The following is a 12573-nucleotide window of genomic DNA, read 5'->3' as shown; positions in this document are numbered from 1 at the left end:
TGGTGATGGCTATGTAGTATCCGATGAGCACGAAGTACTATCGATTACGGGTGCCTCAGCGACATATGATTTAGATTCGGACAATGAGGATCTTCTAAATTATGGAGGTGTCCCGGACGAATACATTGTCTATGCATTTGAAGGCGATATTGATGGTTATGCTGATGGAGATTATTTCGATCAAACTACTGAAGACGAACCAGTGGTCTTAGAGGACGAAGTCGCATCCCTCACAGTCATTGCTTCCGGGGATGTATCCTAACGAATATTGAAAATATATCTTACGTATTTTATCCGCACCCCTTCTCTTCGAACCTCAGACGGATTTTCTCGCCTAATGCTCGGAAGGCAGTTACAATGCAGATCTCTCGGCTCAACGTCCGAGTAGCGTTGTTTTCGGACGGTAAGTCACTCGGAACCGACGGACCAGCTCGTTTCGTACTCAACAGGCAACTCCTCCTCGTCCAGAATCTCCGCGATCTCCTCGCCGGTGAGCGACCCCTGATTTATGGTTTCCTCCATCACTCTCATGACGGCGCCGGTCGGGTAAGCCTCACTCCCGTGCATTTTCTGCGCGCGAAACCGGGAGCGGTCGCGAGAAAACACCCTTTGAAGGGATTCCAGGTCAGTCGCCGATCTCGTCGAAGACCTCGATCGACCACTCGCGGTCGGCCTCCTGCCTGACCTGCGCGTGAAACTCGTCGACGAACTCGCCGTTCTCGTCGAGGAGCCCTTCACGCTCGACTTCACCCTTCGGGAGGGTGATTCCGATCGAGCCACCCATCTTCAGCAGTTTCCGGATCGCCATACGCCTGCCGGCATCCCCACACATATTATATATACTGAATATCTATTTTGCTGGGATTTTACAGGGAAGGGATTGAGCGATCTGTCGTTGCACTATGGCAACGATCCAGTTGAGCAGGAAGTGAGAGTCCTGACGGCGATCTTCGCCGTGCTCTGGCTGCCGCTCGCGATAACGGGAGCGAACCCCCTCGAAATGCTCGGGGGCGGAGAAGTTGCGGTGATGGTCGCCACGCTCGTTGCGCCCGTCGGCGTCTACGATATGGCCGTGATGGCCGGGCTCGCCTGCTACGGAGGGAGCTGACGATGGGAGGGATGATCTCCGGCCCGCGGACGGCGCTCAAGGGCTTCGTCATCTGGTCGGTGATCTTGCTGCTGCTCGTCGACGGCGTGGTCGACGTCGTCCAGGGCGCGATCGCGGAAGAAGACGTGCTCGACGAGCTCGACGACGAGTCGATCGAAGTCGACAACGCGTCCGAGCTGATTTACGTCGACCTCGAAACCACCGAAAACGCGACGAACGAGTCGGTAGCCGACGTCGAGATCGAAGACGACGACGGCGAGCTCGTGCTCGACGACGAGATCGCGCTCGACGAGCCGGCTCACGCGTCCTCACCTCGATCGGCCCCCGGATCCCGTGATCGATTAGACTCGGCCCTACGCTCCAGCCCGCCGTGGCGCATCTCCCGCCATCCCGATATCGCCCGGCGATTTCTCTTAAAGACCCCCAAGGATAAGCCAGCGAACGGATCTGGCAGCGTATCCCATTGACAGTTTGTCTCACGGAAAACCGTGCCTCTGACACACGACCAGCGTGAGACATCCTTTACGCGAATCACGGTACTTGGCGCGAACCCGTTTTTTCGACCCGGCGATCGTACAGCGCCGGCGGAAGATGTCACGCCCACCATCCCGCACGGTCCGATTTGACGACGTCGAGGCCGTGCTGGCGCTCTTCGTAGATCTCGACGTCCATCCAGACGTCGGCGATCTCAGCCGCGTCGTCGGAGCACACTTAGTGGCGGACGTCGGTTCCGACGCCGGGCGTGTGCTCGACGATCACCCGGTGTTCGACGGCCCAGCTACGCTTTCCGATACCCGTGAACGGGTTCTCCGTCCACTCCACGGCGAGGCGCTGCTCAGACATCGGCCCGCTCACCTCCGGCCTCGAGGGCGGCGATCTCCGTCTCGGGCGTCGGGACGTACCGCTCGTGGCCGTCCACGAAGACGAGTTCGACACCAGTCCAGCCGTCGAGCATCGCGGAGGCGCGCTCGTCCGACCGGTTCGGCATCACGATCTCGTAGGCGTGGCGATCGCACGGGTAGTCGAACGTGACGAGTGTGCCGTCGATGCTCTCCTGAAGCTCGCGATCGACCACGTCGGGGTTGTGGATCCGCTGCGGTCCCTTCGTCTGCGGGACCGGGTGGCCGCACTCCGCGCAGACCGGGACCTTCTAGGAGTCGCGGGCGGGTTCGCGGACGATCGTCGGCGCGCACGCCGTAGCGCTCGAGGCCGACGCCGCTCGTCGGCTCACCTCGTCGTGCTGAGTCCCCGGGTGTAGTAAGCGTAGCGAAGAAACCAGTTTGGTCGGGTGAATTACAGGAACGAGATAAACGGGAACTAAGTGAGATCGGCGTCCTCGTGTCAGCGGAGTGATCGCCTTGCGTGACCACAACCGCGTTGTGGCCGTGTGTAACCGCTGCAATTCCCCATATGCAGCGAAGAAACTCACGGACGGAAGGATCCGCCCGATCGGAACGTCGGCCTGTTCCTGTGGGTGTGACCGCTTCCGGGAAGTAAGGTGAATCGTTCCGCGCTCGAGTAGTGCGGCCGCCCCTTTTGTTCGCGACGAGTTCGGAACGGAGCCGATACTGGGTTCAGTACCGTCCTCAGACGTCGCGATCACCCCGCTCGGGGTCCGCACGGTGTGACCGGCTGGTTCGAGCGGATTGTCGACGAACGAAACGGTCGCCGCCGTAGCCACTAACGGTTAAGTTATGTCCGATAGTTAACCGATTTAGATGACGTTGGCTCGCTACTTCACGTGGTCGCCCCACCAAGGGCAGCTTCGTGCGATCGCGAAGACGTTCTGCTATCGATTGTTCATGATCGTGATCACGATCTCCGTGGCCTGGTTCGTTACCGGAAGTTCGGGTGACGCGGTGAGTATCGGCGTGATCACGAACGCAACGAAGACGGGCACTTACTACATCTACGAGCGGGCCTGGGACCACATCACGTGGGGAATCGATCCCGAACCGCCCGAAGCAGCCTCCTGATCGATCAGCACCGTCCGTGCACGTACCGCCATCGGTCGCGACCTCGCGATCGTCGTCCTCCACGAAGCCGATGAACGGCCCCCGGCCGATCTCGCAGGCTTCGCAGTCCTGCCAGGTGATCGACTCGCCGGGAACGCCGACCACCCACCAAAGCGGCCGCTACATGGCGGAAAATCCTGGAAAGGGGGTTATATCATGTGGGCCGGCGCAGATTACGAACCACGGTCGGAGCGAAGCTCTTCCCTGATTCGAATCTCCGCCTCGTCACGATTCGCCCGCATTTCGAACTCCTCGCTCCGCTCGTCGTCGTGAAATGCGGGACGAATAGTGGGCCGGCGCAGATTCGAACTGCGGTTACGGCCACCCGAAGGCCGAAGGATACCAAGCTACCCCACCGGCCCGCAAATGAGCGAAGGGGGTGGCCGGGTATAATTCTTGCTTTGTCCGGGCGGGCGTGCGAGCGTCCCGCACCGGCACGTTCGGCGACGACGGCCCTCGTCAGAAGCGCTCGTATCCGTCCGTATCCAGGTAGTGGTTCACCACCGTAATCGCGTGATCCGCGTGCAACGCCTCGGGGCCGAGACGGACCCGCCGGTCCGCCCGATCCGCCAGGAGCGCGGACTCCTCGGCGCCGAAATCGTGGTGGTCCGAGAGCACGAAGATCGGATCCTCGGGGATCGGCGCGTCGACGATCGGCTCGCCGTCCTCGTGCAGCTCCACCAGGGTCCCCTCCCCGGCGAGCTCCTCGAGCGTCGCCTCGAAGCCGCGGCGGTAGAGCTCGACGCCGGGGCTGGGCTCGGCCGGCAGCGCGCCGATGGCCTCCTCGCGGTGGTCGAGGGCGTTGCGGACCAGCGCGGCGGTCGAGCGCTCGTCCGGATTCAGTCGACGGACGGCGCTCCCGTCGACGACGACGGCGAGCTCGTCCCCGAGGACGAGGTGGACGCGGACGTCCTCGCGGATGCCGTGCGATTGCAGCAGGGCGGCCGTGATCGACCGCGCGAGGACGTCGAGTCGGCCCGCACCCCCGGCGAGGTCGTCGAGCGAGAAGTCTGACGTCGTCGGCGCGTCGTGGCCGAGGCAGACGAACTGGCGCATGGCCGGGGAGAGGGCCGCCCGGCGGATAGGCGCCTCGATTTCGGGCGCTCGGCGAGGCGGGTCTCGCGGCCGCCGATCGGCACTTACGGGGACGGCGGAGGGGTCCCCTGCTGGTCGGTTTGCACACCCAAGGTCAACCGGTATGACTCGCCTGGGCGACGGCTGATGGTATGGCGAGAGCAGAGATGGGCGCGCGAGCGGTATTGCGGGAGTTGGCCGGCGCCGACTGTCCGACGTGCGAGGCGGGGACGCTCGTCCGCGAGCGGTACAAGGGCAACCGGGCGGTCGTCTGCGACGAGTGCGAGACGCCGCGGGCGCAGGTCTGGCGATAGCGGGGGCCGTCGGCGCAGTCGCTCGAGGTGAAGCGGGCGGCGAGCGGCGGCCGTAACGAATCGAAACCGTCGTGACGGGCCGGCGCGTGGCTCCACCCATGCCGACAGCCTCGAACGGCGACGTCTCCCTCTACTACGAGGTCGACGGCCGCGGCGAGCCCGTCGTCTTCGTCTCCGAGGCCGGGCTCGGCGGCTGGTCCTGGGGGTGGCAACACGCCGCGCTGCCCGGCCCGTTCCGGACCGTGGTCTGGGACCTCCGCGGGACGGGTCGCTCCGACGCCCCGCCGGGGCCCTACGACGTGGCGACGCTCGTCGCCGACCTGACGTCGATCCTCTCGGCGATCGACGCTCGCCGCGCTCACGTCGTCGGGGCGGGGCTGGGCGGGGCCGTCGCGCTCCGGGCCGCCCGCGACTCCACCCGCGTCGAGAGTCTCGCCCTTCTCGGGACGGGCGCCCGAGGCGCGGACTTCGACCTCGATGCGCTCTACGCCCCACCCCACGATCGCGAGGCGCTCCGCGAGACGCTCGAGGCGACGCTCTCGGCGGACTTCCGCGACGCACAGCCGGACGTCCTCGGCGGGATCGTCGACTGGCGGGCCGACGGCGACGCCGCCGAGGCCGGCTTTCGGGCCCAGACCGCGGCGCTCGACGGGTTCGACGCGACCGACTGGGGCTACGAGGTGACCGTCCCTGCCCTCGTCGTCCACGGCGCCGACGACGGGATCGTCCCTCGCGAATCGGGCCGGGCTCTCGCGGACGCGCTTCCCCGCGGCGCGTTCCTGTCGATCCCGGACGCCGGCCACCTCGCGCACGTCGAGCGCTCGCGGGCGGTCAACGACCACCTGCTCGGATTTCTCGAGGCACAGGCCCACGACGCGGACTGACTCGCCCTCGCCCGCGTGTCGAGAGCCGGTCGCCCTCGTTCTCGTGTCGAGAGTCGGTCGCCCGCGTGTCGAGAGTCGGGATTCCGGTCGCCTGTGGGGCCGTGGTTCGCAACCCCGTCGACTACGGTTCCGGCCGTGGGAGGGGCGCCCGTGACCCTCTCGATCGAACGCCGCGGGGCCCGCTGGGGCGACCGGACCGCGGTGGTGGACGTCTCGGAGGCGGACCTCTACGCCCCGGCCGCGACGGTCGACGAGGATCGGGTGACCTACGCGGAGCTGGCCGCGCTCGCCCGAACGACCGCCGGCGCCCTGGCCGACCGCGGCGTCGGGGCGGGCGACGTGGTCGCGGTCCTCTCGCGAAACCGGATCGCCACCCTCGCGCTGGTGTTCGCCTGCCGGCGCCTGGGCGCCACGCTCGCGCCCGTCTCCCACCGACTCACCCCGGCGACAGTCGACCGACCGCTGGAACGGCTGGCTCCGACGCTCGTCATCCACGAACGCGGCCAGCGCGATCTCGTCCGCGCCGTCCCCGGGAACGCCTCGGTCGCCCTCGACGAACTCGGCGAGGCGGCCGCAAGGGACCCGGCCCTCGGGAACGACGGTGCCGGCGAGGCGACTCCGGTCGTCGGAAGCGCCGCGACCGACGGTCGGGTCGGCGACGCACCCCTGCTCGCGCTGCACGGCGAGGATGGCACGCCGGTCGCACGCTTCGACGGCGCGGCCGTCGAGTGGAACTGCGTCACGGCCGTCGCGACCCGCGGGCTCGGGCGCGCCGACCGGACGACGATCCTGCGACCGCTGTCGAGCGCCGACGGGCTGCTCGGCGTCGCGCTCCCGGTGCTGTACGCGGGCGGGCGGCTGGCGATCGACCGGGCGTTCGACCCCGCCGACGCCGTCGCCGCGACCCGTCGGGAGAACGCGACGTTCCTCGCCGGCCGAGCGGCCGCGTTCCGTGACCTCCTCGCTTGCGACGGGATCGACGACGCGCTCGCCGCGCTCGAGTGGATCGCCTGGGAGGGGTCGGTCGACGAAACGGTTGCGTCCGGCTACCGCGAGCGGGGCGTACCGGTGGCGCGCACGTACGGGCGTCTCGAGTGTCCGAACGCCCTCTCGCAGTCCCTCGGGGACGGCGACCCGGTGGACGCCGGCGTCGGCACCCCGGTCCTCGACTGCGACGCGCGGCTGGTCGACGACGGCGAGGACGTCACCGGTCCTGGCGAGGGAACGCTCCGGCTCGCGGGACCGGTGCTCGCGTCGGGCTACGCGGACGGTTCCGCGGCGGACGATTCGTCCGCCGGGTTCGCCGGCGGGTGGTTCGACACCGGCGAGCGGTTCCGCCGCGACGAACGCGGTCGGTACCACCCGATCGACGCCGACGAGGAGTAGCACCGGCGAGCTCGACGGCGGATCGAGAGCGACGCGGACGGATCCGGGCCGAGAGCGCTGCGGGGTCGAGGCCGATTCGAACACGACGCGAGGCGGGCCCGAATATCACCGCGATCCGACTCGTAGGCCCCGGCAAACGACCGACGACGACAAAAGACATATCCCCCTCGCGAAGACAGTCCGTACCGAATGCGACGCCCGCGACTCGCCGTGTTGAACGCCAGCCACGCCGACGCGAACACCACGCGGAACTTTCGCCGCGAACTCGACGCCTCCCTCGCGGAGTTCGACGTCACCGCCGGTCGAGTGCCGACCGACTACGAGTACGACGGCGTCGTCATCACCGGCTCGCGCGCGTCGGTCTACTGGGACGAGCCGTGGATCGACGGGACGAAAGAGTGGGTCGCGGAGGCCGTCGAACGCGGGCTTCCCTGCCTGGGGATCTGCTGGGGGCACCAGCTGCTGGCCGACGTCTGCGGCGGCGAGGTGCGGGACATGGGCGCCTACGAGATCGGTTACCGCGAGGTCGAGCGCACGACCGACGACTCGCAGCTGTTCGACGGCGTCGGCGATCGCTTTCTCGCGTTCACGACCCACTCCGACGAGGTCGCCGAGCTCCCCCCGGGCGCCCGCCCGCTCGCCCGCAACGACTACTCGAACCACGGGTTCCGCAAGGGTCGCGTCTTCGGCGTGCAGTTCCACCCCGAGTACGACCGGAAGACGGCCCGCGAACTCACGCTCCAGAAGGACCTCGACGACGAGCGCCGCGAACGGGTGCTCGCCGGGATCACCGAGGAGAACCATCGCCGCGCCGGCGAGGCGAAGCTGATCTTCGACAACTTCCTCGAGTTCGTCGAAGCGGTCGCGAACCGCGGGAACGTCGAGAACTCCTCGGACGTCGCGGCGGACTCGGAAGCGTCGAGCGTCGCGGCGGTCGCCTCCCCGGACGGATCGGTCGCCTCCCCGGACGGATCGGTCGCCTCCCCGGACGGATCGGTCGACGGACCCGACGAGACGGCGGAGCCGCCGGTCGCCGACGGGACCGGCGCGACCGAGTGCGAGTGACCGCTCGATCCCCGAACGACGACGCCCGCCGCTCCGACTCCGCGGCCTCGTTTCGCTCGACGATCACCGGATCGGTTCGCGAGTGGACCGTCTCGCCACCCTCGTTCGTCGCGACCGGTTCGAACGGACGCATCCGCGCTCGGCGTTCCGCGGCGCGTTCTCGACCACCGACGCCGCGACGGTGAGCGAGTCTCCGGGACGGGCGGGCGCGCGCCAGCGGAGGTCGTCGACGCCCGCCGCGGCGACCGCGACGACGTCCGGGAGCACCGCGTCGACGAACGGGCGCACCGCGTCGACGAACGGGCGCACCGCGTCGACGAACGGGCGCACCGCGTCGACGAACGGGCGCACGACCGCGCGGCGGTCCGCCAGCCGCTCGCGACCGCCCCGCCGAAACGGTCCTCGGCCGTCGCCTCGTCCACGTGGAACGCCTGCGGGTCGTAGCGCTCGGCGAACGCGCGGAGCACCGACGCCGTGATCGTCGCGGTGCCGGCGTCCCACGCGTCGCCGACGGCGAGGTCCTCGACAGAGCGGGTCATCGGGGCGTTCGACGGCCCGTCATTCGTAGAGGCGGTTGGCCACGACCAGCCGGTTGATCTCGTTCGTCCCGTCGTAGATCTGGGTCCCCTTCGCCTCGCGCATGTAGCGTTCGACGGGGTACTCCCGGGAGTAGCCGCGGGCGCCGTGGACCTGGACCGCGTCAGTGGCGATCTCCATCGCGGCGTCGGTCGCGAACGTCTTCGCCATCGCGGCCGCCTGCGTGATCCGCTCGCCGCGGTCGCGCCGGTCGGCCGCCGCGAGCGTCAGCAGCCGGGCCGCCTCCGTCTTCGCCGCCATGTCCGCGATCGAGAAGCCCACGCCCTGGAACTCCCGGATCGGGCGGCCGAACTGCTCGCGCTCGCCGGCGAAGTCGCGGCTCGCCTCGAAGGCGCCCTGGGCGATGCCCACGCCCTGGGCGGCGGTTCCCAGGCGGCCGACGTCCAGGCCTTCCATGATGTAGCGAAAGCCGCGACCCCGCTCGCCCACGAGGTTCTCCGCGGGAACCCGAAGACCGTCGAAGCGCAGTTCGCTCTCGATCGCCACGTCGCCCTCCATGCACGGGATGTTCCGAACGACCTCGAAGCCCTCGCGCTCGTGCGGGTTCGGAACCCCGACGAGGCTGATCCCGTCGTGGCGGGCGGCGCCGCCCCCGTCGCCGTCGTCGCGCTCGTTCCCCTCAGCTCCCTCGTTCCCGCCGTCGCGCTCGTTCCCCTCGGCTCCCTCGTTCCCGCCGTCGTCGCCGGTCGCGTCGTCACCGTCGCCGCCCGCGCCGGGCTCGCCCGTCCGCGCGACCACCAGCAGGAGGTCGGCCACCGCGCCGTGGGTGGTCCACCACTTGCGGCCGTCGATCACCCACTCGTCGCCTTCGCGGCGGGCGGTCGTCTCGAGCGACGCGGCGTCGCTGCCCGCCTCCGGTTCGGTGAGCGCGAACGCCGGGATCCACTCGCCCGCACAGACCGATCGGAGCCACGCCTCGCGCTGGCGATCGTCGCCGAACTCGTGGAGGGGATAGCCCACCAGCCCGCAGGCGATGTTGACGCCGCCGGCGAGCAGCTTCCACGATCGGGCCAGCTCCTCGACCGCGATCGCGAACGAGCGGAAGTCCGCGCCGGCGCCGCCGACCTCCGTCGGGTACGGGACGCCGATCAGGTCCTCGTCGCCGAGGCGCCGGAGGAGTTCCTCGGGAAAGCGGCCCTCGCGCTCGAACTCCTCGACGCGGGGCTCGACCTCCCGCACGCAGAACTCCCGGACGGCCGCCCGCCGGGCCTCGTGGCGCTCGCCGAGTTCGAACCGATCGATCATCGTCGCCCCGCCGACGACCCCCGGCCGCCCGCGTTCTCCGCCGGGGGCTCCTCCTCGAGCACGGCGAAGCCCTCCATCTCGATCAGCGCGTCTTCTTTGAAGAAGCCGCTCACCTCGAACAGCGCCATCGCGGGGTAGGTTTCGACGTGCTCGGCGAAGACCTCGCCGACCGCCGAGAGGTGGGCGCGGTAGGCCTCGCGGTCGGCCACGTAGACGTTCAGCTTGACGATGTCCGCGCTCGTACCGCCGGCCTCTTCGAGGACGGCCGCGAGGTTCGCCATCACTTGCTCGAACTGGCCGACGAGGTCCCCGGGCGCGACGATCTCGCCGTCCGGGCCCGTCGCGTCCTGCCCGGCCAAGTAGAGCGTCCGCCCGCCGTCGACGAGCAGGCCGTGGTTGAAGCCGCGCGGCTCCGCGAGCTCGGGCGGCGTGACGATTTCTTTCCGCATCGATTCGGCCAACTATGGGGCGGCTATTGAAGGTGGGCCACGGTTCGTCCTCCCCGCGAAGCCGACGCGCGTCGACTCGGCCGACCCTCGCCGCGACCCGGCGAAAGAGGCTTCACGCGGGCCGACGCACCGATGGCGCATGGACTCGCGCGCGAGCGTTCGACGCCGAGCGGGCCGAGACCGGACGTCGAGGGACCGCAACCGGAGGGATCGACCGTGACGGCGATCGACCCCGACCTCGCGGACGAGGTCGCCGTAGTCACGGGCGGCACGCGCGGCATCGGCCGGGCGATCGCCGAGGCGCTCGCGAGGGCGGGCGCGGACGTCGTCCCCGTCTCCCGCACCGAGGAAGACGTCGCCGAGGCGGCCGACGCCGTGGGCGAACTGGGCGCCGACACCCTCGCGTGTCCGACGGACGTCACCGACCGGGAGGCGGTCGAGACCCTCGTCGACCGCGTCGCGGACGAACTCGGCGGCGTCGACGTGCTGGTCAACAACGCCGGAATCAATCCCGGCCCGGCGCTGGGTCGGCCGGAGGCGGTCGACCCGGAAGCGTTCCGCCGGGTCACGGAGGTGAACCTCCAGGGCGCCTACGCCTGCACCCACGCGGCGGGCGAGCACCTGCTCGCCGGCGGCGGGTCGGTCGTCAACGTCGCCAGCACGGCCGGCGTGGTCGGGATCAAGCGCCAGCACGGCTACACCGCCTCGAAGCACGGCCTCGTCGGGTTCACGAAGAGCGCGGCGCTCGACTGGGCGCCCGACGTCCGGGTCAACGCCGTCGCGCCCGGCTACGTCGAGACGGCGCTCACGGAGCCGGTGCTGGCGGACGACGACCTGTACGAGCGCCTGGTCGATCGCACCCCCGCGGGCCGCTTCGCCGATCCCGAAGAGATCGCCAGCGCGGTGGTCTTCCTGGCGAGCGACATGGCGTCGTTCGTGACCGGTGAGTGTCTCGTCGTCGACGGCGGCTGGACGGTGCAGTGACGGGCGGGCGACGGGGAGGCGCCGCCCGGCGGTTCGGCGGACGCGGCTACCGTGACCGGTCGGGAACGACCGGCGACGATCGCCCGCGCGGGTCACCGGGAGCCGTGCATTGATGTGGATTCGGGATCAGTGCCCGCCATGGCATCCGAACTCGATCCCGAGACGAAGCGACGAGTGGAGGAGTTCGTCGGCGACTGGCTCGTCGACGCGAACGTGCCCGGCGCGAGCCTCGCGGTCGTCCGGGACGACGAGCTCGTCTACGCGAGCGGCTTCGGCTCCCGTGACCTGGAGACCAACGAGCCGGCGACGGCGGAGACGCTCTACGGCGTCGCCTCCGTGACCAAGTCCTTCGCGGCCACCGCGATCTGCCTGCTCGAAGAGCGCGGCGAGCTCTCGGTCGAGGATCCCGTCACCGACTACCTCGACGAGGTGGCCATCCGGGGCGAAGACGGGCCCTTCACGCTGCACGACCTGCTGAGCCACTCCTCGGGACTGCCGACGCTGCGTACCAGCTCCGTCCTGCTGTACCGGCTGACCGGCGTCGAGGAGCACGGCATCCCCCTGGGCGACCGCGAGGACTTCTACCGCCACCTCAACGGCGCCCAGGAGGAGATCGCCGGACCCCGGGGCGAGCGGTTCATGTACTCCAACGCGGGGTACAACCTGCTCGGCGACGTGGTCGAGGCGGTCTCCGGGACGCCCTTCGATCGGTTCGTCGAGGCGGAGATCCTGCGACCCCTCGGCATGGAGCGCGCGACGTTCGACCCCGACGCGCTCGAGGGCGAGGACGCGATGACGCCCTACGCGCTCGAGGACGGCGAGCCGGAGGCAGTACCGTTCCCCCACCGGCCGGTGAGTTACGCCGCGGGCGGGCTCATCGCCTCCGTCGAGGAGCTGACCCGGTACCTCCGCATGCAGGCCAACGGCGGCTCGCTGGACGGCGTCGACCTCGTCTCGGCCGACGCCCTGGCGCGCGCTCACACGGGGTACGTGGAGCGAGCCGACAGCGAGTACGGCTACGGCTGGGGCCGCTCCGAGTTCCTCGGACGCACCCTGATCGGCCACGGCGGCTCGCTCGGCGTCGCCTCGTCGTACGTCGGTTTCACCGAGGACGGCGAGTACGCGATCGCGATGGCCGCGAACGCGACGCCGGCGCCGACGCCGCCGACCGTCGCGAAGGGCGTCCTGGCGATCCTCGAGGGCGAAGAGCCGACGGAAACCGTCCCCTACTTCGCTCGCGACGAGCGCTTCGACGAGCTGACCGGCGAGTACGAGTCCTACCGCGGGATCACGGCGGCGACCGTCGAGCGCCGCGGGGCCGTCCTCGAACTGACCGTCGAGGGCGCCCTCGGCGACCAGACGCTCACCCTGCTGCCGACGGATCCCGAGGATCCCGGCTACGAGTTCGAGGTCCCCACGATGATGGGCGCCCGCCGGAGCGCCGAGTTCGAG

The 12573-nt window shown here is 69.3% G+C and carries 17 protein-coding genes and 1 tRNA gene; 10 read left to right on the top strand and 8 right to left on the bottom strand.

What is annotated here, in order from left to right; genetic code table 11:
* Positions 1–262: hypothetical protein (locus QZT59_RS12760; RefSeq protein ID WP_290816765.1), on the top strand; the 262-nt coding region annotated here is incomplete at its 5' end.
* A gap of 363 nt (positions 263–625) precedes the next feature.
* Here the strand turns inward: QZT59_RS12760 and QZT59_RS12755 are convergent.
* A complete protein-coding gene (locus QZT59_RS12755) occupies positions 626–808 on the bottom strand; it encodes a hypothetical protein (RefSeq protein ID WP_290816762.1) in 183 nt (60 codons plus the stop codon).
* A gap of 120 nt (positions 809–928) precedes the next feature.
* Here QZT59_RS12755 and QZT59_RS12750 point away from each other — a divergent pair, with 120 nt between their 5' ends.
* A complete protein-coding gene (locus tag QZT59_RS12750) occupies positions 929–1108 on the top strand; it encodes a hypothetical protein (RefSeq protein ID WP_290816760.1) in 180 nt (59 codons plus the stop codon).
* Positions 1109–1194: 86 nt separating this feature from the next.
* The gene (locus QZT59_RS12745) at positions 1195–1575 is read left to right on the top strand and encodes a hypothetical protein (protein WP_290816757.1); all 381 of its coding nucleotides are present in this window, start codon (positions 1195–1197) and stop codon (positions 1573–1575) included.
* Positions 1576–1819: 244 nt separating this feature from the next.
* On the opposite strand, the gene QZT59_RS12740 is transcribed toward QZT59_RS12745, so the two are convergent.
* Both QZT59_RS12740 and QZT59_RS12735 read right to left on the bottom strand, forming a co-directional pair.
* Positions 1820–1951: a hypothetical protein gene (locus QZT59_RS12740; protein WP_290816754.1), complete on the bottom strand. Its 132-nt coding sequence runs from the start codon at positions 1949–1951 to the stop codon at positions 1820–1822.
* Positions 1944–2183: a hypothetical protein gene (locus QZT59_RS12735; RefSeq protein WP_290816751.1), complete on the bottom strand. Its 240-nt coding sequence runs from the start codon at positions 2181–2183 to the stop codon at positions 1944–1946. The genes QZT59_RS12740 and QZT59_RS12735 overlap by 8 nt, the downstream gene beginning before the upstream one ends.
* A 643-nt stretch (positions 2184–2826) precedes the next feature.
* On the opposite strand from QZT59_RS12735, the gene QZT59_RS12730 reads away from it, so the two are divergent.
* On the top strand, positions 2827–3084 hold the full coding sequence (locus QZT59_RS12730) for a DUF2061 domain-containing protein (protein ID WP_290816748.1): 258 nt from the start codon (positions 2827–2829) through the stop codon (positions 3082–3084).
* A 328-nt stretch (positions 3085–3412) separates the two neighbouring features.
* Here the strand turns inward: QZT59_RS12730 and QZT59_RS12725 are convergent.
* Both QZT59_RS12725 and trmY read right to left on the bottom strand, forming a co-directional pair.
* A tRNA-Pro gene (locus QZT59_RS12725) sits at positions 3413–3485 on the bottom strand.
* Between the two features lie 97 nt (positions 3486–3582).
* Entirely contained in the window at positions 3583–4179 is a 597-nt protein-coding gene (trmY, locus tag QZT59_RS12720) for a tRNA (pseudouridine(54)-N(1))-methyltransferase TrmY (protein WP_290816745.1), read from the bottom strand.
* 170 nt (positions 4180–4349) lie between these two features.
* On the opposite strand from trmY, the gene QZT59_RS12715 reads away from it, so the two are divergent.
* The 4 genes from QZT59_RS12715 (at position 4350) to QZT59_RS12700 (ending at position 7846) form a co-directional block, all read left to right on the top strand.
* The gene (locus QZT59_RS12715) at positions 4350–4511 is read left to right on the top strand and encodes an HVO_A0556 family zinc finger protein (RefSeq protein ID WP_290816742.1); all 162 of its coding nucleotides are present in this window, start codon (positions 4350–4352) and stop codon (positions 4509–4511) included.
* A gap of 98 nt (positions 4512–4609) precedes the next feature.
* Positions 4610–5395 carry an alpha/beta fold hydrolase gene (locus QZT59_RS12710; protein ID WP_290816739.1) on the top strand — a complete coding sequence of 262 codons (786 nt, stop codon included), beginning with the start codon at positions 4610–4612 and terminating at the stop codon, positions 5393–5395.
* Between the two features lie 150 nt (positions 5396–5545).
* Positions 5546–6781 (top strand): AMP-binding protein, encoded by a 1236-nt coding sequence (locus tag QZT59_RS12705; protein WP_290816736.1) that lies wholly within the window; start codon positions 5546–5548, stop codon positions 6779–6781.
* Positions 6782–6970: 189 nt separating this feature from the next.
* On the top strand, positions 6971–7846 hold the full coding sequence (locus tag QZT59_RS12700) for a type 1 glutamine amidotransferase (RefSeq protein WP_290816733.1): 876 nt from the start codon (positions 6971–6973) through the stop codon (positions 7844–7846).
* Between the two features lie 63 nt (positions 7847–7909).
* Here QZT59_RS12700 and QZT59_RS12695 read toward each other — a convergent pair whose 3' ends face one another.
* The 3 genes from QZT59_RS12695 to QZT59_RS12685 form a co-directional block, all read right to left on the bottom strand.
* Positions 7910–8197, bottom strand: a complete 288-nt coding sequence (locus tag QZT59_RS12695; protein WP_290816730.1) for a hypothetical protein — start codon at positions 8195–8197, stop codon at positions 7910–7912.
* Between the two features lie 207 nt (positions 8198–8404).
* Positions 8405–9688: an acyl-CoA dehydrogenase family protein gene (locus QZT59_RS12690; RefSeq protein ID WP_290816727.1), complete on the bottom strand. Its 1284-nt coding sequence runs from the start codon at positions 9686–9688 to the stop codon at positions 8405–8407.
* Entirely contained in the window at positions 9685–10137 is a 453-nt protein-coding gene (locus tag QZT59_RS12685; protein ID WP_290816723.1) for a RidA family protein, read from the bottom strand. The genes QZT59_RS12690 and QZT59_RS12685 overlap by 4 nt, the downstream gene beginning before the upstream one ends.
* Positions 10138–10353: 216 nt before the next feature.
* Here QZT59_RS12685 and QZT59_RS12680 point away from each other — a divergent pair, with 216 nt between their 5' ends.
* Positions 10354–11121: an SDR family NAD(P)-dependent oxidoreductase gene (locus QZT59_RS12680; protein WP_394348656.1), complete on the top strand. Its 768-nt coding sequence runs from the start codon at positions 10354–10356 to the stop codon at positions 11119–11121.
* 138 nt (positions 11122–11259) lie between these two features.
* Positions 11260–12573: serine hydrolase (locus QZT59_RS12675; protein WP_290816720.1), on the top strand; the 1314-nt coding region annotated here is incomplete at its 3' end.

The sequence above is a fragment of the Halovivax sp. genome (assembly GCA_007119345.1).
Lineage (GTDB): Archaea > Halobacteriota > Halobacteria > Halobacteriales > Natrialbaceae > Halovivax.
The sequence above is the reverse complement of the archived record's forward strand: the minus strand, read 5'-3'. Positions and strand labels throughout refer to the sequence as shown.